We start from the raw sequence: 24,023 nt of genomic DNA, 5'->3' as shown, positions 1-24,023 counted from the left end.
AAGCTCCTCCCTGTATTAAATTTGTTTTGTAGAGTTATTATTATAATAACAGTTATTTAACAGGCCTTTTCCACATTTATCTGACAATGGACAACTTTTACATACAGGTTCTATTTTATTTATTTTTTTAATTTCAACATCCATTATTCTTAAAAAAGGAATCAAAATATTAGTTTCACTTTGATTTAAGTGAAATTTCTCTTTTAATTCCAAAATATCTACTTCTTTATTATTTCTTACGTATTCTTCTATAAGCGATATATTCATTAATTATTCCACCTTTTTACAAAATATCTTGGAAGCTCTTCCCCTGCCCAATTCGTATTTTTTCCCATCAACATCTATAATTATCCTATTCCCAAGCTTATTAACTAAATTAATATTAACTCCTTTATACAACCCCATACTTTTCATTTCTTCTACAAAATTCCTTCCGCCTTTAATATCGATAATTTCATATTTCCCAATTTCACTTTCCAAAAGGTTGAATACTTTGTAAGGAACATCTACAATGATCCTAGAAGCTTCGCTCCTTCTTAAAACTACTTTTTTTTCGCCAATTTTAAATACTAAAGGATCCCCAAAAGGAGAAACATGGGCTAATTCTATAAATTTACCTGGAGTAATTCCCATTGCGATAAGACGATTTTTAGTACTTACTTCTTCAATGTTTAAACTCATTATCTTTCCCTTTTGTCCAATAAACAGGTTGTGTAAAGGAATTAGCAAATTATAATCACCTCTTTCAGTTATTTCATATCAATTATAACATTTTTTAAAAGAGTTAGCTGTGCCTAAAATTAACAATAAAATGAATTATTATAACGTAATAGTTAAATTATATACGGATATATGGTTTGTAGCAACTTCACTGATATTATTAGACAATTTATTATTTCTCAATTTTTTATTAGTCTTCACTTCGATTCAAAAATATGATAAAATCAATTATGGAATAATAAGAATTCGGGGCGTAGCGCAGTTGGTAGCGCGTTGGTTTCGGGAACCAAAGGTCGCTGGTTCAAGTCCAGTCGTCCCGACCATTACCAAACTTTTCTTTCTTTGAAAGCTCAAAAATCTTTTTTCGGATTTTTGAGCTTTTTGTTTTTTATTTAAAAATTATTGGTAGAATGCGTTAACTTGACTTTATAATATTTCTATGGCATGATTGAAATAAAAATTATAATCATAGAAAAGGAGAAGAAGAATTTTGCTTACCCTCATAAAGAATGCAACGGTTTACTCACCGAAAGCTTTAGGGAAAAAAGATATATTAATTGGTGGAGAAAAAATCTTAGAACTAGTCGATTCGATAGAATTAAATTCTAATCTTAAAGTTGAGATTATCGATGCTGAGGATTATATAGTAGTTCCAGGTTTTATAGACTCTCACGTTCATATAGCAGGAGGAGGTGGAGAAGGAGGATACAACACAAGAACCCCAGAGATATTTGCTTCTAAGATAGTAAGTTCTGGAATTACTACCGTAGTAGGTGTTTTGGGAACCGACAACGCAACTCGAAGTATGCAAAACTTAATCGCAAAAGCAAAAGCATTAAAACAAGAAGGAATAAGCTGCTACACGTATACGGGTTCTTATCATTTTCCTATAAAAACTTTTACCGGCAGAATTATAGACGATTTGGTTTTCATTGAAGAAATAATAGGTGTTGGAGAAGTCGCTATTTCAGACCATAGAGGTTCCCAACCAACCTTAGAAGAACTGATAAGATTAACTTCAGAAGCTCGAGTGGGTGGAATTTTATCAAAAAAGGCAGGGATAGTAAATATTCATGTTGGAAGAGGAGAAAAATTCATTCAGATATTGATAGATGTTGTTGAAAATTCAGAATTACCTATTACACAGTTCCTTCCAACTCACATGAACAAGGGAGAAAAAGCTCTTAAAACATGTAAAAATTTTATAGAAATGGGTGGAAGGATAGATTTCACAACTAGTTCGTCAAAAAAGAAAGACAAAGAGGATCCATCAAAACCATCTAAAGCCTTGAAACTTTTGTTGGAAGATGGGGTAAATATTGACAATATATCATTCTCATCCGATGGACAGGGGAGTTTACCACAGTTCGATGACAAAGGGAATTATTTAGGTTTAACAGTTGCGGATGTAGCTACACTCTTTGAAGAGGTTAAGGATTGTGTAATACAAGAAGATATCCCTTTAGAAGAAGCTTTGAAGGTTATCACTATCAATCCTGCTAATTTTCTTAAATTAGAAAACAAAGGCCAAATAAATGAAAACTTTGATGCAGATATAGTGTTCTTAGATAAAAGTACTCTGGAAATAAAAAAAGTTATGGTAAAGGGTCGCACCATTTAAAAATCTAATGGAGGGCAGAGAAATGAAAATAACAGATTTAAAATTTGAAAAAATCAAAATTAAACTCAAAAAACCTTTTGTTATTTCGCGAGGAGCAACGGAGTATTGTGAATCGGTGCTTGTAAAAATAACTACTGATGAAGGATACTACGGTTTTGGAGAAGCTACTCCTTCTCGTTCGGTAACGGGGGAAAGCATCGATAGTGTAACATTTGTTCTTAAAACATTCAAAGAAATATTAATAGGACAGGATCCACTCGCTATAGAAAGAATCCATTATATATTGAACAAAGCAATCGCAGGAAATACAGCAGCAAAAGCAGCGGTTGATATCGCTCTCTACGATATAAAAGGAAAAGTGATGCAAGAACCTCTTTATAAGCTTCTTGGTGGATTTGAAAACAAAGTACAGACAGATATTACGATAGGGATTGGTGCGCCACAAGAAATGGCAAATGAAGCCAAAGAGAGCGTAGATAAAGGATTTAATATATTAAAAATCAAAACTGGCGTTGATCTTAAAAAAGACGTTGAAGCTATCAGGCTAATAAGAAATAGCGTGGGAGATAAAGTAAGATTGAAAATAGATGCCAACCAGGGATGGAATGTACACGATACGTTAACCGCAATCAAGATGATGGAAAATTACAACGTTGAAGCCGTTGAACAGCCGTTAGCCGATTGGGATTTTGATGGGTCTGCACTTTTGCGAAAAAAGGCTGATATGAAGATAATTTTAGATGAATCAATTCATAACGCTCATGATGCAATACATGCAATGAAAAAAGATAGTGCCGATATGATCAACATAAAACTGATGAAAAGTGGAGGGCTTTACGAAGCTGAAAAGATTGACGCAATTGCAGAATCTGCTGGAATTAATTGTATGGTTGGATGTATGGTAGAAACAAAGGTGGCCCTTACTGCGGGAGCAAGCTTAGTTGCAGCTAAAAGAAATATAACAGATGCTGATTTAGATTCTTTCATGTATTATGAAGAATTCGAAGGAATAAAAGGAGGATTTGAAGTAAAAGGAGATACAATAATTCTTTCGGACAAACCTGGTTTAGGAATAGAAATCAATATGTGAAAAAGAAGAGGGGGGTAGATCTTGATTGTGACAAGATCTAGATTGACTGTATATCCCCCTCCATTTCTAACGTTGAAAAATCGATTGGAAATTTCACAGGTCTGTCCAAAAGGGCAGACTTGTAAATTCCTAAAACAGCTTCTACAGCCTTTTTCCCTTCTTCACCGTTAATAAAGGGATCTCGATCTTCTTCTATCGATTGATAAAAATCTCTGTAAAGTGGAATGTGCCCGCTCCCATAAACCGTATCAGGATCTGGGAGATTTTGAAATGGATGTCCATCTTCTCCTTCAAATCTCCAATGTTTTATCTTATTCACCGCTAAGCCACCGATAACCACTGTGCCTTTTTCTCCAAATATCGATAGAGTTTCTTCCAAGTTTTTTGGATATATATTTGCTGATCCTTCTATAATTCCTACAGAACCGTTTTTAAATTTTACTATTGCCCCTCCAAAATCCTCGGCTTCTATATAAGGATGCGTGAAGTTCTTAATAACACCGTATATTTCATCTATTTCAGAGCCCATATTCCACAATAGCAAGTCTATATTGTGCGTACATTGGTTCATCAACGTGCCCCCGTCGTATTCCCAAGTGCCCCTCCATTTTGCCTGCTTATAATATTCTTCGTTTCTATTCCACCTAATGGAAGCTTGACCATGGAGAATCCTTCCAAATGAATCTGTTGTAATTTTTTTTCTTAATTCTTGTATAGGTGGATTGAACCGATTTTGAAAACAAACCCCTAACTTTAAATTTTTCCTTTTTGCAAACTCTATCATCTCGTTCATATGTTTTGTTGATAGGGCCATTGGTTTTTCCACTAACACATGTTTGTTGTTTTGCAGGGCTTCCATGGTGATTTCATAGTGATTTCCACTTTCGGTGGCTATTGCCACGGCATCTATATCGGTTCTTTTCAATAATTTACTGTAATCCGTGTATATTTCTGGTTTGTTTAATCCAGAATTTTCTACCTTACTGGCAAATTGTTTTGCTCTTTCTTCTTTTAAATCGCAAACAGCCACGTTTTCAATAATATCAGAATTTTTTATGATCGCTTCTGTGTGTTTTTTTTGAGCAATTCTTCCACAACCTATTACAGCCAATTTAAGCACGGAATATCACCTACTTTTAAACTTTTTATAATAGAGAAACTTTTTCTGGATACTTCTCTCTAAGTCCTTTTGTGATATTTTTTGTATCAAAAACTATATCGGCATTTTCCAAAACAAAATTGTAATCCACCTTTTTATGTCCGGTAGTAATTAAGACCGCATCTGATTCCTCTAACAATTCTTTTGTTAAATCTACCGTTTTATACTCTATTCCTTTGTGAGAAAAATTTTTTATATAAGGATCATGAATTTTCACTTCTGCTCCCTTTTTTTCTAAAAGCTCCAGAATTTTCAACGCAGGAGACTCTCTTAAATCGTCGATATCGTTTTTATAACTCACCCCTAACATCAATATTTTGGAACCATTCAAACACTTTTTATTTTCGTTTAAAATGTCCATTAGTCTTTCGATTACGTACTCGGGCATATAATCGTTTATTTCCCCTGCCAATTCTATTATCCTTGTGTGATAGTCAAACTCTCTAGCTTTATACGTTAAATAAAAAGGATCTATTGGAATACAATGGCCGCCCACACCTGGTCCGGGATAAAAAGGCATGAACCCAAAAGGCTTTGTAGCAGCTGCGTCTATTACCTGCCAGATATTTATTCCCATTTTCTTTGCTAAAATAGCCATTTCATTGATGAGACCAATATTCACTATTCTAAAGGTATTTTCCAGAATTTTTGACATCTCTGCTTCCTTAGGGGACGATACGGTGAAAACACCAGCGTTTAATACGTTTTCATAGAGGGTTTTTGCATGTAAAGTACATTTTTCGGTAACTCCACCGACTACTTTTGGTGTATTTTTGGTCTTGTAAATCAAATTTCCTGGATCTACCCTCTCTGGGCTAAAAGCTAAATAAAAATCTTTTCCAACCTTAAACCCATATTCTTGTAATAATGGCAGAATTACTTCTTCGGTGGTTCCTGGATATGTAGTGCTTTCTAAAACAATCAACATTTCTGGGTGAAGCCTTTTTGCTACCTCTTTTGTTGAATCAACAACAAAACTTAAATCAGGTTGTTTGTATTTATTCAAAGGAGTTGGAACACATATCATAACACAATCGCATTCCCTTATTCTATCATAATCAGTTGTGGCGCTTAGATAACCATCTTCAACTAGCTTTTCTAACTCTGAATTTACAATATCTCCAATATAATTTATTCCTTTGTTGACCTTTTCAACCTTTTCTTTTTGAATATCGAACCCTAAAACATGGTACCCTGCCTTTGCCTTTTCTACCGCAAGAGGTAAACCCACATAACCTAAACCTATTACCCCTACCTTTGCCGTTTTATCTTTTATTTTGTCTAGTAATGCCATTTTTCAGTCCTCCCCTTTCTAAAATAACACTGTTTTTATGAATTCTAAAACTATTTTGAAAAAAACTCTTTAATACATTTAACTACGTATTCCTGCTCTTTTTTGGTGAGCTCTGGAAACATCGGCAAAGCTATCGTCGATTTAGATGCCTTTTCAGCTACAGGGAAGTTCCCTTCTTTATAACCCAAGTTCTCAAAACACTTTTGAAGGTGCAAACCCAGGGGATAGTATATCGATGTTCCAACGCCTTTATTTTCTAAAAATTTCTTCAATTTATCCCTATCTTTGGGGTTATTCAAAGTAACAACGTATTGGTGATAAACATGGGTTCTATCATTAAAATAAGCAGGATAACTTAAATCTTCGTTGAGGTTATGTAATTCAAATAATTCTTCATAATTTTTTGCCTTTTTTATTCTTTTATCAATGTATTCATCTAAATTGTTTAGTTTTATTCTCAATATTGAGGCTTGAACTTCGTCTAATCTTGAATTGTAACCAACTTCATCGTGATAATATTTTTTTGCTGCACCATGGACTCTTAGTTTTCTGACCCTATCTGCCAAATCCGCGTCGTTTGTAACAACCATTCCACCATCACCATAACCACCCAGATTTTTTGTTGGGAAGAAAGAAAAAATACCCAAATCTCCTATACTACCACTAAATTTTCTTTCGCCATTCTTATACTGCCATACAGACCCAATAGATTGAGCGGCATCTTCTATGATTTTTACGTTGTAATTCTCTCTTATTTTTTCCAATCTCTCTAAATCAACGGTTTTTCCAAAAAGGTGTACAGGAATAATTGCTTTAATTTTTTCTTTTTCCGGATGATTTTCAAGCAAATCTTCGACTTTATCCAAATCAAGGTTGTAGTATTTATCTTCTACATCCACGAATATAGGAGTGGCTCCATTCAGTACAATTGCACTTGCAGTTGCAAAAAAAGTATATGGTGTGGTGATGACATAATCCCCTTCTTTTATACCCAGAGCTTGAACCGATATTCTTAGGGCATCAGAACCATTGGCAACACCGATAGCATACTTTACGTTTATATACTTCGCAATTTCCTCTTCTAAGGCTTTTACATTACTTCCCATAACCACGTTTCCAGAAGTGAAAACAGCATCCAACTTCTTCAGAACATCTTTTCTCAATTTTTCATATTGCCTTGTTAAATCAAAAAGAGGAACCTCCATCTTATCTTTCATTTCATATCCCCCTCCAAAGAAATATTGCCTTCCTCATCTATCTTAAAAACGTACAATTTTTCCAAATTTCTTTCCGTTGCCTTTTCCAATATTTTTTCTGACTTCCTGAACGAAGCTATTATGAGGGCATCATAGGTTAACTCTTTGGCTTTTTCCGGCGGGTAAATATCTATTCCTTGAAGCTTATCTCCTTGCTTTGAAGGAGAATCATCCAAAAATCCAATTATATTAATATTTTCATCCTTCAAAACCTTTAGTACAATCCCTCCAACAACCCCTGCACCATACAAAAGAATATCCTTTAAATTATCTTTTTTAAGAGTTTGAAAAACTTTTTTGAAGGAGTCTTTGGTTTCTGTGTACAGCTCAGAAACCTCATCAACGAAACTAAGGGTTAAAAATTGCAACCTCTTTTTTCCCGCCTCTGTAAGTTCATAACTCATATTACGTTTGTTTTCACCGCTTTTTATAATATTTCCATTCTCTTCAAAATCCTTTAAATACTTGTTTATCATCGATGGGACAACCCCTACTTTTTTCGCCATCGTTTCTTGAGAAATATCGTTTTCTTGAGAAATTAACTTTAAGATCATCATTTCTCGAAAGTTTGGAGAGGGGTTGAAAAAAATGTAATTTTGAATATTTAGCATTGGGAAGATCACCTCTAATCATTTCATTCATACACCAAGTGAATAATCATAATTAATTATAACAATTATTTTTTTAAAAGTCAATTGAAGTTTTAAATTCAAAAAAAATAAAGACGCACAATTTGTGCGCCTTCAAAAATTTTCAAAAGTTTCTTAAAGCCGATATTGTACTCCTTGAGTTTATTCTCCAAAATATCAACCAAAAAGCTTTTTTGCTATTTCAGCTACTCTTCTTCCCTGACTTTTGGCAATATTAAGTTCTATTTCATTAGGTCTATTTTCATCGCTCTGGGTGATAATTGCCGAGGCGCCATACGGTGAACCCCCATGAATATTCGATACATCGCTCAGATCTGGCTCAGTAAAGGGAATTCCAACAATAATCATTCCATGGTGCAATAACGTTGTGTGAAAATTTAAAATAGTAGATTCTTGACCTCCATGTTGAGTGCTACTAGAAGTAAAGACACTACCTATTTTTCCAACCAAACTTCCCTTTGCCCAAAGTGGACCTGTTGTATCAAGGAATTGCCTCATTTGCGCCGCCATCATGCCAAATCTGGTGGGAGTACCAAAAATTATCGCATCAGCTTCAACTAGAGAATCCATATTTGCTATTGGAATATGTGAAAATTGTTCTTGTGCCTTTTTAGCTCCAGATTGGATTAGAATATCTTCAGGAACGGTTTCAGGCACTCTGTAGATCTTGACATCCGTTCCTTCTACTTCTTTTGCGCCTTCCGCTTCGGCTTTAGCCATTTGATAGATATGGCCATACATACTGTAGAATATAACGTTGACTTTTGCCATCTAAAGTCCTCCTTCAATTAGGATAAATTTAGTCCCTTTTATTATACAAGTAATTTATTAACAAGATTTGAATAATATTATAAATCTGCCATTTCACGTTAGCATTTCATTGCCTTAGATCATATTAGATGTCGCATTGTTAAAGTCGATTAGAGGCGATTAGGAATTAAAAGCTTAAAAATTCTTAATTTTTCATTTTTTTGCTAAAATTTCAAAAAAATGGAAAAATAGACGATAATATAGAAGCTTTAGAGATTAAACAATTAGCATCGCTAAAGAGAGTAATCGATTATAAAAAAGGAGTTTGAAATTTTGAGATGATATCTAAGCGTGAAATATTCGAAAAGTTATCAAACCATATAGTACAGGTCAATGAAACGATAAATCCAGAAGTAAAAACTTACATAGACGGATACAATGGTCCGTTTTCTCAAGCGCTAAAAGAAAATTATAAGATTGCAGAAGCTGAAAAATTACCCCTCTGTCAAGATACAGGCATTGTTGAATTTTTTGTTTTTCTAGGGAACGAAGTTATTCTTGAAGACCCGATATTTTCCACGTTAAGTGAGGTGGTTGAAAAGGTATATACGGAAAATCCCTTCCGATTTTCACTGGTGAGTGATCCCCTTTTTGAAAGAAAAAACACTAAAAACAACACTCCACCTGTGGTACACATATTCCAAGTCTCTGGGAAGAGTTTAGAGATCAAATTTTTGGTGAAAGGCGGGGGAAGTGAAAATCTCTCAGCCTTGTTCATGTTAAAGCCATCAATCGGGGTCCAAGAATTAAAAGATGTAATAATTGGGCATGTGAAAGAAAACGGAGCAAAAGGTTGTCCGCCTTTACATGTTGGAATAGGAATAGGTGGAACTTCTGATAAAGCAATGGTTTTATCCAAATTAGCATTGACCAAGAGTTTCAAAGAAAGAAATCAAAACCCTGTATATGCGGATTTTGAGGAAGCGCTTTTGAAAGATTTAAATACTTTAAAAATAGGATTTCAAGGACTAAAAGAAGGGGTTTCGGTTTTTTCTGTACATGTAGAATATGCTCCCACCCATATTGCAACACTTCCGGTTGGGGTTTCTTTAGATTGTTACCTTTGTAGAAAAGGTGTGATAAAATTTGAAGATAGATGAAATTGAAAAATTAAGAATCGGAGAACTCTTACAATACACTGGTGAATTGATAGTTATGAGGGATGCTGCACACCAAAAACTTTTAGAATTACTTTCAAAAAATTCGCAGCTTCCTGTAGATTTAAATGAAAAAATTGTATTTTATGCAGGCCCTGCAAATCCTCCAAAGAACTCTAAGATAGGTGCTATAGGTCCGACAACGAGTGAAAGAATGGATAAATATCTTGAAATGATCTTTAAATTAGGTGTGCTAGGAACTGTTGGAAAGGGAAAAAGAAGTGATTTGGCAGTAAAGTTATGTATAAAATACAAGCGAGTTTATTTTATAACTCCAAGTGGTGCAGCTGCGTACCTTTCTAAGTGTGTGAAGGATATAAAGATTCTAGCCTTCCCAGAATTAGGCCCCGAAGCTATTTACAACATAAACGTGGAGGATTTTCCTTTAATGGTGGCAATAGATACAAACGGCAGTCAGATATTCTAACTTTTAAGGAGAGTTAATCTTGGACGCAAAAGAATTACACAAAATACTCAGAGGAAAAATCAAGACAATTTCAAATGTTGACAATTTGAACAAAGAATCGTTATCCCTACTATACACTCCAGGTGTAGCAGATGTTGCAGAAGAATGCTCTAAAGATCCAGAAAACACATTTTTATACACAAGACGTTGGAACACCGTTGGTATCATTTCAGACGGGAGTGCCGTATTAGGGCTTGGTAATATAGGCCCATATGGTGCGCTTCCTGTTATGGAAGGTAAAGCCTTGCTTTTTAATCTTTTTGGTCAACTTGATGCCTTCCCAATTTGCCTTAATACACAGGATCCAGAAGAAATTGTTTCAATTGTGAAAAACTTGGAACCTTCTTTTGGAGGTATAAACTTAGAAGACATCTCTGCTCCCAGATGTTTTCAAATATTAGAAGAATTGAATAAAACAATGAATATTCCGGTTTTTCATGATGATCAGCAGGGGACTGCTGTCGTAGTGACTGCCGGATTGTTGAATGCATTGAAATTAACGGGGAAAGAAGCAAAAAATATTAAAGTTGTTATTAATGGTATAGGGGCAGCGGGATACAATATAGCCAAGTTTTTAATGGATTTTGGGGTCATAAATCTTGTTTTAGTTGACAAAAATGGGGTCTTGAATAAAAATGTTCCAGAAAGTTGTTTACATGAATATCATCAAGAATTAGCAAAGATAACGAATCCAGAGAATATAAGTGGGGATCTCTCAGATGCTCTTTTTGGTGCAGATGTGTTCATAGGAGTATCCAGGGGGAATATTTTGAACGAAGAGATGGTAAAAAAGATGAATAAAAATCCTATAATATTTGCACTTGCCAACCCTTTACCGGAAATAGATCCAATATTAGCAAAAAGCTTCGGGGCAAGTATAGTGGCAACTGGCAGATCAGATTATCCTAACCAAATCAACAATCTCATAGCCTTTCCAGGAATAATGAAAGGAGCGATAGAGGAAAAATCAAAAATAACTAAAAAAATGCTCCATTCTGCAATACTTGCAATTTCAAATTCATGTATTCCTACACCTAACAGAATTTTACCCGAAGCTTATGATAAAAGATTACATTTAAACGTATACGAAGCGGTTAAAAATGCTTCTAGTTCGAACTAAATGTTTCTATAATCCGTTTATGACTTCACTTTCTAATTTCTTTTGGACTTAGCTTGTACTACAAGTGGTCTTTTTCTATTTGATTTTTGCTTAAATATCTCTATTATTGCTTCAGCTTGTTCAGAAGGAACCGTTACAAAAGAAAATTTTTCCATTACTTGTATATCTTTTATTTTTTTAATGGTTACACCAGTTTCCCTTTCGATGAATTCAGCAAGCTTTTTCGGTGTCATTTTGCTTGAACTACCTAATGCAACAAACAATCGTTGGTCCTTGCTTTTTGAAGAATTTTTAACTTCCTTTATTTTGTTATAATTTTCTTCTTTCAAGATTCCGCCATAAAAATACTTTAAAATAGAAGCAATTATTTGGCTAGGCTCTTGATCAGTTTCTTCTAAGATTGTTTCCGCCAAGATTTCATAAATGGGATCTATATCTTTGGCAAGATTAGATTTGATCTCATCTTTTATTTTTTCAACTTTTGCGTTAACAATATCTTTGGCTTGTGGTATTTTAGCTTCTTCTATTATGGCTTTTGAAGAATGCTTGATAAACATAAATCTTCTGTACTCTGTTGGTGTGACAAAAGTAATAGCTGTACCCTCATTCCCAGCCCTCGCAGTTCTTCCTATACGGTGTATGTAATTTTCTGGATTTTGTGGAAGAGAATAATTGATCACGTATTTAAGATTGTCTATATCTATACCTCTGGCTGCAACATCTGTGGATATTAAAATTTTTATTCGTTTGCTCTTAAATCTATCCATTATTCTTTCTCTTTGATTTTGAGAGACATCTCCATTTAAAGCTTCTGCTTCGTAACCTTTTTTGATTAATTCATTTGCAATTTCTTCTGATTGGACTTTTGTTTTAGTAAATACAAGACCGTAAAAATTAGTGTCTATATCTATAAGCCTACTCAAAAGTTCTATTTTATTAGACTCAGAAATCATGTAATAAATTTGTTTTGCCTTCTTTACAGTTATGTCCTCTTTGTTTTCTTGAACTGTTGTTACCGTTTCAAAATTCCCCATATGCTTTCTAGCGAGGGTAACAATCCTTTGAGGCATCGTGGCTGAAAACATCAAAATCTGCTTTTCTTTATTAGTTTTTGAGAGAATCATCTCCACATCTTCTATAAAACCCATATCTAACATTTCATCGGCTTCATCAATGACTAAATACTTGATTTTAGTAATATCTAAAGTACCTCTGTTCAAATGGTCTATTATTCTTCCAGGTGTACCTACTACTAAATCTACTCTTCTCTTAAGGGCTCTAATTTGATTTCCAATTGAGACCCCTCCATACACAGGAAGAAGATTCAATCTTTTGTTTCCTTTCAATGAGTCGATTTCGTTACAAACCTGCAAAGCTAACTCTCTCGTGGGTGTTAATACTAAAGCTTGAACGTCGTTTGCTTTTTCGTCTAATCTTTCAATTAGAGGTATACCAAATGCTGCAGTTTTTCCTGTACCAGTTTGAGCCTGACCGATTACATTATTCTTACCAGATAAAAGAAGGGGGATAACCTTTTCTTGGATAGGAGTTGGTTCTTCGTACCCTTTTCTATCAATCGCGCTGAGTATGTTATCAGAAAGGCCCATTTGTTGAAATTTTGTCATGTTTTTACTCCTTTTTTATTTTTTTGGGCCAAAATAACCTTTTAGATTATACCATAAGTTTCGTGAACAAATGATATTTGTTTAAGAATTTAAATAACAATTACCTTAAAAATCTTTATCTTCACAGTGAGCTGAAGGGTTTAGGTATTATTATCAGCAATTTGCTAAAATTATTCCTATTTATTTTTAAAATACTAAGAAAATGAGGGTTATTTGTCTTTAATTGAAAATAATCGTATATAATTACCCATAATCACAACTGTTGAAAGTTGACAATTTTTGTTATTTGTTGTAGAATTTTGTAGAATATTGTTGTTTTTTAATTTTGGATCTATAAGTAAGAACAATTTTCATAAGGGGAGGTCATTAAAATGAAAAAAGTGGTAAGTATTTTATTTGTTTTATTAGTCGTTTTAGGTATCTCTGTTTTTAGTCAAGTTGAAATTACTATGTGGTTTCACTCTGGAAGAGGTGAAGAAAGAGAAGTTATAGAAGATCAAGTGAAACGATTTAATGCCATGCAGAACGAAGTTAAAGTTGTTGCTGTTCAATTGCCCGAAGGTAGTTACAACGATCAAGTGAACGCCGCTGCTTTGGCTGGAGATTTACCGGATATATTAGATCTGGATGGACCATTTGTTTCAAATTATGCGTGGGCGGGTTATTTGAGACCTTTAGATGAATTTATGTCCTCAGAGTTGAAACAAGATTTCTTACCCTCTATTATTGCCCAAGGGACTTACAATGGAAAAATATACGCGTTGGGAACCTTTGACTCAGGTTTAGCCTTGTGGGGAAATAAAGCCTTGCTGGAAAAAGCCAATGTAAGAATCCCAAAAAACGTAGAAGATGCCTGGACATTTATCGAATTTATGGATATACTAAGAAGATTGAAAGAATTACCAGAAGTTACTTATTCATTAGACCTTAAAGCCAACGATAGAGGCGAATGGTACACTTACGGATTATCGCCATTTTTCCAAGGATTTGGAGCTGATTTAATAAATAGAGAAACCTACATGAGTGCAGAAGGAGTATTAAACGGTCCTGAAGCTGTTGCGGCTGCATCTTGGTTACAGGCTCTGTTTGAACAAGGATTTGTCAATTCAAATCCTCCAGGATATAATGTAGAATTTTTGAACGGTGAAATCCCATTGGAATGGGCTGGGCACTGGGAATATCCACAAGGTAAAGCAGCGTTGGGAGATGATCTTGTTTTAATTCCTGCTCCAAAATTTTTCAAACATGTTAGTGGTATGGGATCTTGGGCATGGGCAATAACAACCAACTCTAAAAATCCTCAAGCCGCATGGAAATTCTTGGAATTCCTCTTGAAACCAGAAGAAATTGTTAAAATGTCCAATGCTAATGGAGCTGTCCCATCTAGATTTTCAGCAATTGAACTTTCTGAGCTATACAAAGAGGGAGGGCCACTCAACATTTATGCTCAACAATTAAATACAATAGCCGTTCCTCGACCAGTTACTCCTGCTTACCCAGCTATTACTTTAGCGTTCCAAGACATGATAGGAGATTTAATCAGAGGTGCAGATGTCCAAGAAATTCTGGACAGAGCAGTTAGGGTGATAGATCAGGATATCGAATCTAACCAAGGTTACCCCATATATTAAATGTTACAAACTTCATGAACAGGGTGAGAAAACTCACCCTGTTTTTAAAATTGTTGGGAAACTTTTCAATTGAGAAGAGGATAAAGAGGTGAATAAAGTTGAAAAAAGTAGAAAAAAGTATTAAAAAAGGTTATAAACAAAGAGGGTTTAAACAGGCTTTACCTTTTTTATTACCTGCAAGTATTTTACTGATCATATTTTTAATAGTTCCTTTCTTTTTTGCTTTTTATTTATCCTTTACGAATACTCGTTTAATTTCTCCTATTCCACCTAGATTTGTTGGATTTAGCAATTATGTTAGAATGTTAGGCGATGACCTTTTTGGAAAAGCCCTATTAAATAATTTTTATTTTGTAGCCATAGTTGTTCCTCTTCAAACCATTTTTGCCTTGTTTTTAGCGATACTCGTAAACCAAAAAATAAAGGGGAGTACAACGTTTAGGACTATATACTTTTTACCTACGGTAACCACGATGGTAGTTGTTGCAGTAATATGGACATTTTTATATCATCCTCAGGGGACGATAAACGCCATCCTTTCTTTCATTACATTTGGGAACTGGGAGCCTATAGATTTTCTTAACACCGAAAGAATCGCTTTTCCGGCAATAATGTTGTTATCTGTTTGGCAAGGGGTAGGTTTTCAAATGCTGATATTTCTTGCTGGATTGCAAGAAATTCCCGAGTCATTGTATGAAGCGGCAACGATAGATGGGGCAAACAAATGGAAACAATTTATATATATCACTCTTCCCCAACTAAAAAATACGAGTATCTTTGTAATTATCTCTACCACAATACTCGCTTTCAAATTATTCGATCAAGTATACATTATGACAAGCGGTGGTCCAAATTATTCCACATATACAGTAATGTTACATATATATAATCAAGGATTTAGGATGCAAAACGTTGGTTATGCATCTTCTTTAACGGTTGTATTTTTTCTCATTATTTTAGGGGTTTCTTTAATTCAAAGAATTCTCCTGAGAGAGGAAAGAGAGGTGTTTTGATGAGGCAAAGAAGTAGAAAAAGAATGATAATTATTAATAGAATTATTAGTTATATTTTAATGATAATTCTTGCCATCTTTTTTTTTATTTCCTCTTTTGTACATGATCTCGGTGTCTCTTAATCCCAGTGAGATAGACATAGTCAATCAAATGTCATCAATAAAAGGTTTCATCCCCACTACGATTAGTATAGAAAATTTCAAAGATGTTTTTGATCGGATGCCTTTTCAAAGATTCTTATTCAATTCTGTGTTGATCGTTGGTACAACTATAGTTGCAGGTTTAATTGTGAACAGCATGATGGCGTATGGACTTGCCAGGTTCTCTTTCAAAGGTAGAAAAATGCTAGTTTCAATAATTGTAGCCCTAATTATTATTCCCTTTGAAGCGATTGCTATTCCTTTATTGCTCATAACTAACAAAATGGGGTGGTTGGATAGTTACCAAGTTCAAATAATTCCATTTATTGCTAATCCCCTTTATATCTTTCTTCTTTATCAATTTTTCATAAATTTTCCCAAGGATTTGGAAGAAGCAGCTCTAATAGATGGAGCGGGTTGGTTTAAAATTTATTGGAAAATCGTTTTACCTCTTTCTAGACCAGTTTTGGCAAGTGTAGCAATTCTTCATTTTCTTATGCAATGGGGTTCTTTTTTGTGGCCATTGATGGTTACGAGGGGATACACATATAGGCCTTTAACGGTTGCAATGCAAACGTTCTTTGGACAGGCTCCAATCTACTGGGGAGATATCATGGCTTTTGCTACGATGATGACTATTCCAGTTATAATATTATTTATTTTCCTACAAAACCAGTTTGTGAAAAGCGTTGCTACCACGGGAATAAAGTAGGAGGTATGTTTTATGGTGAAAAATTCATCATGCTTTAAATTGAAAAACAAATACATATGGGATCTCTGGTTTTTCAAGGACAAAGAAGGTAGTTGGTTCAAATATTTTTTAGAATCCCCTAGCACAAAAGACCCTGAAGACAGACATTTTCATTCTTCAATAGGTTTAGCCAAAAGCAGAGATTTAATTAATTGGGAATATGAAGGTATTATATTGTCCGCAAATCAAAACAAATGGGACGATACCTCTATTTGGACGGGAAGTACATTTTATTACAACAACGAATACTATCTATTTTACACTTCAAGAAACAGTAAAAAGCCTAAAGAGCAACTCATAGGATTAATAACTTCAAAATCCCCTGACTTCAAAAACTATACAAGAATTTCAGACAACGAACCACTTTTAAGAATAGATCCAAATCTTTATGAAACTAATTCTTACGATGGTATGACACATTTCAGAGACCCATATGTTTTTCAAGAAGGTTCTGATTTTTACATGCTTTTCTGTAGTAGAAGAAAGGATGGGGAGATCAAAGCAAGAGGAACTGTAGGAATAGCTACCTCTAAAAACTTGATAGATTGGAAAATTCTCGAACCGTTATCTATACCTAAATGGTTTGACAATACCGAATGTCCATATATTATTAAAAAAGATGGCATATATTATTTGCATTTTTGTTCTAATTCATTTTCGGATAACTTCAAGGAACTAACAAAATCCGATCCTATTCCTGGAGATTATTTCTTAGTAAGCGAAAATTTAAAAGGGCCATACACAAAGACCGCAAATGGACCAGCACTGTTTAAACCGCAAATCGAAAAAATTGCCTACAATACGCAAATTGTTTCGCAAAAAAACGATAATTTTATCTTTTTTTGGCAAAAAAGTGAATCAGAGTTATGTCCAATATTTTCACACAGGGGACCTTACAAAATATGGTACAATAATTATGAAATATCTATCGAGAAAGAGGAGTTTATTAAATGAAAACAAATAGTACTAAATTAATTCCAGAAGAAAGGCGAAGAAGAATACTTCAATTGCTTGAAAAAGAGGGAAGCATCACAGTTTTTGATCTCTCTCAAATATTAAAAGTTTCCTTTTCCACAGTTCGAAATGATTTAAATTATTTGGAAAGGGAGGGACTTATAAAAAGAACGCATGGTGGAGCCATTGCTAAAGAAAGGTTTAATCCTCTATTTCAAAAAGAAATTGCAGGACATTCAAAAGAAAAATTGGAAATTGCAAAGTATGCGGTTCAATTTGTAGAAAACGATGACACAATATTTATCGATGCGGGAAGCACCACCCTTGCTTTTACTGAAGAGTTAATCAACTCTAATAAAAAATGCCACATAGTTACGAACTCATTATATATTATAAACACCCTTTCTAATTCCACTGAAATCAACGTACACGTTTTAGGCGGAGAATTTATCCGCAGTAATATGAACTTTATTGATTTAGAGCAAAACTTCGAAAAATATAAGTTTAAAAAAGCCTTTATGGGAATTAACGGATTCAACGAGGAGGGCTTCTATGTCCATGAACTGAGTGAAGCAAATTTTAAAAAGAAAATTATAAAATCAGCAAAAGTTGCATATATCCTAGCAGACCATTCCAAATACAGTAAAATCTGTGCTAACTTGGTTGAAAAATGGAAACAAAATTATGTTTTAGTTACAGATGATAGAAAAATAGAAATATAAGAGAGTTAATCACCCGTTTAACCAATCTTTTTTACAGACATTCAATATGATCGAATGCTGAGGATTAAGATAATAAATATGATATAATTAACTGAAAACAGAGTTACAACATGAAAGAGGTGAAAAAGAGTTGAAAGGATTTTTAGAAATCCTCCTTCCATTTGCAATAATTCTTTTGCTTTTTGGTTTTTCTTCACAAAAAGCCTCGACAACAGCTCAGCCATCTCCCTCAACAGCCCCAGAAATACCTTCATTTTCAGAAGAAGATGAAAATTTGTTCGAGGTCACTTTTATAATCACTTCCGTTCCAGAAGATACACCAGAAGATGCTTCAATTTATATGATGGGAAACTTCAACAATTGGTTGGTGGGAGATGAAAATTATAGGTTTGATAAAATGGATGACGGAACGTACCAATTAACTATAAAAATGCCTCCAAATACTGAAATAGAATACAAATATAACCTTGGCAACTATGATTATATAGAGAAGGATTTCTTTGGGAACGAAAGAGAAAATAGGACTTACAAATTTGAATACAACTTCGATGAAGTGAGAAACGAAATAGAAAGCTGGTAGAAAAAATGAAAAAGGTCTATTTATTTGACTTAAATCCTGAACATTTTAAAAACGTTGGAGATCTTATACTTCCTTTTTACAACGAAGACCCTCTGAACTTTTTGTTTCTAGGGCCTTCTGGTTTTTATGTGAAGCAAGTGGCTGAATATATTGCATCACAAACAAAAAAAACTATAAATCGTGATGCCTTCAGGGTTATAAACCAATATGTGACTGAGACGCTAAAAACATACCAACCACAATCTGTAATACTGGATAGAGATTTTTTGAAGGTATACATCGAAAATGAGATAATGGATTTAATAGAAGAAGAGAAAAAAGACGAAGAATTTTCTGAATATCTAAACGTTATATCCAAATCTCAAAAATCAGTGGAGTACATATTAGATATTTTCGAGAAAAAATGGGAAATTTCAAGGGTTGAAGATGAAAAAATCGTTGAATCCTCTGAAGAATACAAGTTGCTTGATGATTCTATAGATAACAATTCCAATTTGTACATACTTTACACTAAATTAGAAAAAAAACTCGAAGATATTTTAGAAACGAAGTTCGATATGTCTATTAAATACCAAAGAAATTACGATCCCGTTAGTGTGTACAAATGGTTTTATGAGATTTTACCTAACAGATTGAAAGAAGAGGGGAAAAAATATATAGGGAAAAGGGTCGTTATTTCCGGATTTTTTGATATTTCTCCAGCCGTTAATAAAACACTTAAAGCTTTCTTTGATCTCTTTGAAGAGGTCCATTTTATTACTTGGGTCAACATAGAAGACAGAAGTTTTGATTCAATAACTAACATACACAACTTTTTAAAAAATGAAGGGTTTGAGTTCCAATCGAAAAGGAAAGGTTTAAAACGGATTTTTGAAAATACTAATATTGAAATCTTTCCCATGAACAACGATGTTTCTGAAATAGAAATCCTTACAAAAGAAATAAAAAGAAGATTGATAAGTGAAAATCTTTCGCCTGATGATTTGGGGATCGTTGTTCCCAATAATTCAACTGCAAAATTATTGGCGGATTATATGGAAGATGCCAAGATACCTTACAGGTTCAAAAATGATGTTTCGTTAAACGAAAGCCAAATAGTTTTGATTCTTCTTCAACCAATTAAAACACTGGTCAGAGGTTGCGAAGTTGAAGATATTTTGGCGATGATTGAAAGTGGTTACGGAGGAGTAACTGAGCTGACAATGGAGCAGATAGAAAATTATCTAAAGCATTTAAACTTATTCTATGACATACAAAAATCCTCACTCAAAAACCGAAAAGAAAAATGGCTGAATACTATTGAGAAAGAAATAGAAAAAAGAAATTCTCAACTTAAAGGCACAGAAGAAATAGAAAGGATAAGCGAAGAACTCAAAGACTTAAGGGAATTAAAAAAATGTCTGGGAAACATATTTTCTCTTTTAGAAGATATCCAAAAAAGCAAAGATCGAAAAAGGTACTTCAGTGTTTCTGATTACAGAGAGTTGGTGAAAGAATGGATAGATACTTACCTATCTCATTTCAACATACTGAAAACATACGAGGATGTAATCCCCATTGAGAGTCAATTAAATGCATTAAAAGCCTTCGAAGCACTAGTATTCAACGTTGAAGAAAATTTGGGAAAAATTCTAAAGTCAGATAAAAATTTAGGAATTGAAAAGTTCTACAAAATACTTTCTTCTCTAATTCAAATTGAAACGTATAGAGAATCCGAAAGGTACGATAATACGGTAGAAATAATGAGCCTTGAGGACTCAAGATTTGTAAAGAAAAAATACAAATATTTTGTCGGCTTTACCGAAGAAAACTATCCTTCAATAAAGGTCAATCCTTTCATCACATCTATGAGTAACGAAGGGACCTTAATCGCCAGACATTCAGAAAAGATTAGTAGAAGAAACTTGTTTATCTCCATGATTTTCGCTGATAATATTATATTTACATATCCAAACGCTAAACTAAGTGGAGAACCAATACTACCCTCTCCATACGAAAAAGAGTTTAGGAACAACTTTAAAAACGTTAAATATTCCAGTGAGTTTCTCTCTAAAAAAGAGATCCTACCAACAGATCCAGAAAATATATTCTCTGATACAGAAGCTACTATTTATTACATATTGAACGGGAAGAAAGAATTTTTACAGAGTAAACACTACACTGATATTGAGAGATTAAAAAAAGAGATAACTAATCCAAGCTGGCAATTGTATAAAAATACCGATCTTGGACGGTTAAGCCATACAAAAATTACTACTTATGTGGATTGCCCGTTTAAGTATTACCTAGGTATAGAAGGTCGATTAAATGGAGATAAAGATTTTGGGAAGTTTTTCGATGGACTTATAAAGCACAGGGTGATGAAAGAGATATTTTCCAAATACAAAAATTATGAAGTTATGTCCCAAAAAATTCTCAACAAAGAAGAATTGAAAGAAGAAATAAAAAATATCATTGAAGATATTTGGGAAGAGTATACAGACGATTTTTTACAAACCTATCAAGCTATAAAAGATGTGGAAAGTGAAATAATAACAGAAGATATTTTAGATAGTATAGAAGACATACATCGAAATTATATCCATTTCAAAAAAGGTATAGATCTCACTTATTCTCAAGTTATAGCTACAGAGTTGGAGGTAAATTCAAAGATAAATATCGGAAATTTTCATGATGTAGACTTAACATCGAGAATAGACAGGTAGATCTTTTAAACGGTAACTACGCATACCTTCTTGATGAATTCGACGAACAACTATTGCCAGGAACGTACTCAATTATGGATTACAAAAGATCAAAAAATTTCCAAAGTGAACAATTGCTAATTTATTACCTAACCTTATTAAATAGCGAAGAATGGAAAAACAAATTAACAAATTCTGATGTATATCTAAAATTTCAAGTAGTATCAAAGAAAAAAGATCATAAAAATGATAATTTTATAAAAATACAGAAAGGCCAGATTATATATAAAGAGCACAAGTCTAAAGCAAAATACGTATCTTTTGATATTAAAGAATTCTACACATGGCTAGAAAAAGTTTTTCAAAACATCAACAGATCTAATTTCACTCCTATAGCAGTAAAAGAAAGAGAAATACGAAGGTTCTTAGAAGAAATGCATGATAAATACAACAACGCAAAAACAGGGGAAAAATATTACGACTGCTCTTCTTGCCAATTCAGAAGTTTATGCGAGTTGATGCTGTACAAAAAGGATTTTAATATTAACATAAAAAAATACCTTTGAAATAAGTCAGCCATATGGTAGAATATTTTGCATAGAACAAAATAAAGGGGCGCTAAAAAGGCTTTTAGAATTTCTAAACACAGTAAAAAAATAACTAAAAATTGGAGGATGGAAATGGAAGAAGAAAGAGAACTAACCTTTTCAGACATACTCAGAATTTTTAAAAGAAGAAAATGGACTTTTCTAATTATTTTCCTCTTAACTATCTTTTTAACAGCGTTTTATCTGTTTTTCGTTGCAACTCCCACGTATGAAGCAAAGCAGGTTATAGAGTACAAATCAAGTTCTTCACAACCAAGTGTCTCTTTAGGGTCTATGTCTTCTGCAGCAAACTTGTTAGGAATCAGCCAACCCTCTGATTCAGGTTTAACTACCGAAATTGAAAGGATGAAAGCCGATTGGGTGTTAGCAAACGTTGTAAAAGAGCTCAACCTTGTAGAAAAAGCAAACGAAAACAAAGGGCTAATTGCTACATTGAGAGGTACAGAAGTAACAGAAAGAGACCTCATTGATTCACTAAAAGAAGGTATAAATATACAAAATGTTCAAGATACTAATATGATAGAAATAAGTTATCAAAGTTCTGATCCAACTATGGCTGCTTCGGTTGTCTCACTTGTGTATTCTTACTACACCGATTATGCAAAAAACCTTTATTTTGAGGATTCACAGTCTTATTTGAATCAAGTTGAAACGTTATTTGAAGATGTATCTCAGCAATATGATCAGATAAATAAAGAGGTTTTGGATTTCCAAACTAAAAATAAATTATTAGCCTCTTCCTCCACTTCATCTCAAACATTTGATAGTTTAATTAGTTATTATTCAGAAACCTATATGAATATACTAAAATTAGACGCCGATAAAAACCAATTAGAAATCAGGAAGCAGGCTATTGAAAATAATATTTTCAAACTGAGTCCAGAAACTAAAGAGTTTATACTAACAAACACAGAAAAAGACACACCTGTTAAGGATATAAAATCTAAATTAGTAAGTGACAGAATAGAATTAGAAACTTTAAAGTTAAATTCCCCTAGTTCTCCTAAAATTGGTGCTTTGGAAGCTGAAATAACCGTTTTAGAAAATGAATTGGAAAATAACCTTGAAGCAATTTTTTCCAACGATTTAAACTTTCTTGCATCTATCGATATGGGAACTTTTAATGAATACACTGGGATAATTACACAATTACAACTGTTTGATGTAACCAAGCAGGTGTATGAAAACATGCTTCAAGTTATAGATGATGAGATCTCGAAAAGCTCTCCCATTCTTTACGAATATTTTCTTTTAAAACAACAGCAAACTATCCTTCAAGCTAGATATAATACATTATTAAGTGCCTTAGAGCAAGAAAGGATGAAGGCATCACTGTACGATAACAAATTCAAAGTAATAACCTCAGCCTACATACCAGAAAATCCTGTATCACCAAATACTACCCTCACTTTAGCTATTGGAGGGGTATTGGCAATATTCTTGGGAATTTTGGGTGTTTTTGTGAAGGAAGCAAACGACAAAACAGTGAAAGATCTATACGAATTTGAAAGTTTATTTGGGGTTCCTGACATCATTTTAGATGATTCAAACGATGCTGAGAAAATAGTTAATTATGTTTATAAAAAAGATTTTAAAAAGTTCGGGTTGCTATTTTTGGGAAATTTCTCAGTTGCCCAGAACCTATCTCAAAGAATTTACAACATCTTAAATACCGTAAAACCTAATAAAACAGAGTATTTTACTTCAAAGGAAAACGAAGATTACAAAGAAAAGTTTGAAAAGTTTGAAAAGTTTAAAAACACTAATGAGGCTTTTATTATGTTTGACAATTTCAACAACAGTGATTATATACTATACAGAGATGATTTAGAAAAAATTATTATATTTATAGAAGAAAAAACAACCAATTTGGAAGATATAAAGGAGATTTTAAAAAAAGAAAAGGATCCCACCGTTGTTTATGTGAAAAAGAAAAGATAACATCCTTTGGAGGTGTCGGTAACGAAGCTCG

At 33.5% G+C, this 24,023-nt stretch carries 22 protein-coding genes and 1 tRNA gene; 15 read left to right on the top strand and 8 right to left on the bottom strand.

The features are described from left to right. Nucleotides 1-15: 15 nt before the first annotated feature. Nucleotides 16-267, bottom strand: coding sequence for a hypothetical protein (locus tag NAAC61_RS00550; protein ID WP_103078150.1), 252 nt, complete (start codon nt 265-267; stop codon nt 16-18). A 3-nt stretch (nt 268-270) separates the two neighbouring features. Continuing rightward, the gene (locus NAAC61_RS00545; protein ID WP_273542550.1) at nt 271-729 is read right to left on the bottom strand and encodes a FeoA family protein; all 459 of its coding nucleotides are present in this window, start codon (nt 727-729) and stop codon (nt 271-273) included. Between the two features lie 238 nt (nt 730-967). Here NAAC61_RS00545 and NAAC61_RS00540 point away from each other — a divergent pair. The 3 genes from NAAC61_RS00540 to NAAC61_RS00530 all read left to right on the top strand — a co-directional run bounded on the left by NAAC61_RS00540 (nt 968) and on the right by NAAC61_RS00530 (nt 3,431). Further along, nucleotides 968-1,043 (top strand) — tRNA-Pro (locus NAAC61_RS00540). 167 nt (nt 1,044-1,210) lie between these two features. Next, complete coding sequence (iadA, locus tag NAAC61_RS00535) at nt 1,211-2,341, top strand: beta-aspartyl-peptidase (RefSeq protein WP_103898580.1); 1,131 nt, start codon at nt 1,211-1,213, stop codon at nt 2,339-2,341. Between the two features lie 22 nt (nt 2,342-2,363). Continuing rightward, on the top strand, nt 2,364-3,431 hold the full coding sequence (locus NAAC61_RS00530) for a mandelate racemase/muconate lactonizing enzyme family protein (RefSeq protein ID WP_202694924.1): 1,068 nt from the start codon (nt 2,364-2,366) through the stop codon (nt 3,429-3,431). A 37-nt stretch (nt 3,432-3,468) separates the two neighbouring features. On the opposite strand, the gene NAAC61_RS00525 is transcribed toward NAAC61_RS00530, so the two are convergent. The 5 genes from NAAC61_RS00525 to wrbA form a co-directional block, all read right to left on the bottom strand. Further along, entirely contained in the window at nt 3,469-4,551 is a 1,083-nt protein-coding gene (locus NAAC61_RS00525; RefSeq protein ID WP_103078147.1) for a Gfo/Idh/MocA family protein, read from the bottom strand. Between the two features lie 25 nt (nt 4,552-4,576). Next, entirely contained in the window at nt 4,577-5,884 is a 1,308-nt protein-coding gene (locus NAAC61_RS00520; protein WP_103064947.1) for a nucleotide sugar dehydrogenase, read from the bottom strand. Nucleotides 5,885-5,934: 50 nt separating this feature from the next. Then, nucleotides 5,935-7,101, bottom strand: a complete 1,167-nt coding sequence (locus NAAC61_RS00515; RefSeq protein WP_103064946.1) for a DegT/DnrJ/EryC1/StrS family aminotransferase — start codon at nt 7,099-7,101, stop codon at nt 5,935-5,937. Beyond that, entirely contained in the window at nt 7,098-7,751 is a 654-nt protein-coding gene (locus tag NAAC61_RS00510) for a winged helix-turn-helix transcriptional regulator (RefSeq protein ID WP_103064945.1), read from the bottom strand. Before NAAC61_RS00510 ends, NAAC61_RS00515 begins: the two co-directional genes overlap by 4 nt. Nucleotides 7,752-7,946: 195 nt before the next feature. Continuing rightward, nucleotides 7,947-8,561, bottom strand: a complete 615-nt coding sequence (gene wrbA, locus NAAC61_RS00505; RefSeq protein WP_202694923.1) for an NAD(P)H:quinone oxidoreductase — start codon at nt 8,559-8,561, stop codon at nt 7,947-7,949. A gap of 317 nt (nt 8,562-8,878) precedes the next feature. Between wrbA and NAAC61_RS00500 the strand changes: the two genes are divergently transcribed. From NAAC61_RS00500 to NAAC61_RS00490, 3 genes are read left to right on the top strand one after another with little or no spacing between them, the layout of a single operon-like run. Next, complete coding sequence (locus tag NAAC61_RS00500) at nt 8,879-9,700, top strand: fumarate hydratase (protein WP_202694922.1); 822 nt, start codon at nt 8,879-8,881, stop codon at nt 9,698-9,700. Continuing rightward, the gene (locus NAAC61_RS00495) at nt 9,687-10,184 is read left to right on the top strand and encodes a FumA C-terminus/TtdB family hydratase beta subunit (RefSeq protein WP_202694921.1); all 498 of its coding nucleotides are present in this window, start codon (nt 9,687-9,689) and stop codon (nt 10,182-10,184) included. Before NAAC61_RS00500 ends, NAAC61_RS00495 begins: the two co-directional genes overlap by 14 nt. Before the next feature lie 19 nt (nt 10,185-10,203). Continuing rightward, the gene (locus NAAC61_RS00490) at nt 10,204-11,343 is read left to right on the top strand and encodes an NAD(P)-dependent malic enzyme (protein WP_202694920.1); all 1,140 of its coding nucleotides are present in this window, start codon (nt 10,204-10,206) and stop codon (nt 11,341-11,343) included. Nucleotides 11,344-11,375: 32 nt separating this feature from the next. On the opposite strand, the gene NAAC61_RS00485 is transcribed toward NAAC61_RS00490, so the two are convergent. Further along, nucleotides 11,376-12,968, bottom strand: a complete 1,593-nt coding sequence (locus tag NAAC61_RS00485) for a DEAD/DEAH box helicase (RefSeq protein ID WP_202694919.1) — start codon at nt 12,966-12,968, stop codon at nt 11,376-11,378. A gap of 371 nt (nt 12,969-13,339) precedes the next feature. On the opposite strand from NAAC61_RS00485, the gene NAAC61_RS00480 reads away from it, so the two are divergent. From NAAC61_RS00480 to NAAC61_RS00440, 9 genes are all read left to right on the top strand, one after another. Continuing rightward, a complete protein-coding gene (locus NAAC61_RS00480; protein WP_202694918.1) occupies nt 13,340-14,599 on the top strand; it encodes an ABC transporter substrate-binding protein in 1,260 nt (419 codons plus the stop codon). A gap of 98 nt (nt 14,600-14,697) precedes the next feature. Then, on the top strand, nt 14,698-15,612 hold the full coding sequence (locus NAAC61_RS00475; RefSeq protein ID WP_202694917.1) for a carbohydrate ABC transporter permease: 915 nt from the start codon (nt 14,698-14,700) through the stop codon (nt 15,610-15,612). Between the two features lie 102 nt (nt 15,613-15,714). Further along, the gene (locus NAAC61_RS00470) at nt 15,715-16,464 is read left to right on the top strand and encodes a carbohydrate ABC transporter permease (protein ID WP_443146875.1); all 750 of its coding nucleotides are present in this window, start codon (nt 15,715-15,717) and stop codon (nt 16,462-16,464) included. 12 nt (nt 16,465-16,476) lie between these two features. After that, the gene (locus tag NAAC61_RS00465; RefSeq protein ID WP_202694915.1) at nt 16,477-17,457 is read left to right on the top strand and encodes a family 43 glycosylhydrolase; all 981 of its coding nucleotides are present in this window, start codon (nt 16,477-16,479) and stop codon (nt 17,455-17,457) included. After that, complete coding sequence (locus NAAC61_RS00460) at nt 17,454-18,179, top strand: DeoR/GlpR family DNA-binding transcription regulator (protein ID WP_202694914.1); 726 nt, start codon at nt 17,454-17,456, stop codon at nt 18,177-18,179. The genes NAAC61_RS00465 and NAAC61_RS00460 overlap by 4 nt, the downstream gene beginning before the upstream one ends. A gap of 130 nt (nt 18,180-18,309) precedes the next feature. After that, complete coding sequence (locus NAAC61_RS00455; RefSeq protein ID WP_202694913.1) at nt 18,310-18,759, top strand: hypothetical protein; 450 nt, start codon at nt 18,310-18,312, stop codon at nt 18,757-18,759. A gap of 5 nt (nt 18,760-18,764) precedes the next feature. After that, nucleotides 18,765-21,464, top strand: a complete 2,700-nt coding sequence (locus NAAC61_RS10930) for a PD-(D/E)XK nuclease family protein (protein WP_202694912.1) — start codon at nt 18,765-18,767, stop codon at nt 21,462-21,464. Between the two features lie 53 nt (nt 21,465-21,517). Continuing rightward, nucleotides 21,518-22,009: a PD-(D/E)XK nuclease family protein gene (locus NAAC61_RS10925; protein WP_337919673.1), complete on the top strand. Its 492-nt coding sequence runs from the start codon at nt 21,518-21,520 to the stop codon at nt 22,007-22,009. 114 nt (nt 22,010-22,123) lie between these two features. After that, a complete protein-coding gene (locus tag NAAC61_RS00440; protein WP_202694910.1) occupies nt 22,124-23,992 on the top strand; it encodes a GumC family protein in 1,869 nt (622 codons plus the stop codon). Nucleotides 23,993-24,023: the final 31 nt, after the last annotated feature.

Origin of the sequence: Petrotoga sp. 8T1HF07.NaAc.6.1 (assembly GCF_016772115.1) — a bacterium.
GTDB classification, from domain to species: domain Bacteria; phylum Thermotogota; class Thermotogae; order Petrotogales; family Petrotogaceae; genus Petrotoga; species Petrotoga mobilis.
Note: the sequence above shows the minus strand (reverse complement) of the source record. Positions and strands in the feature narration are given on the sequence as shown.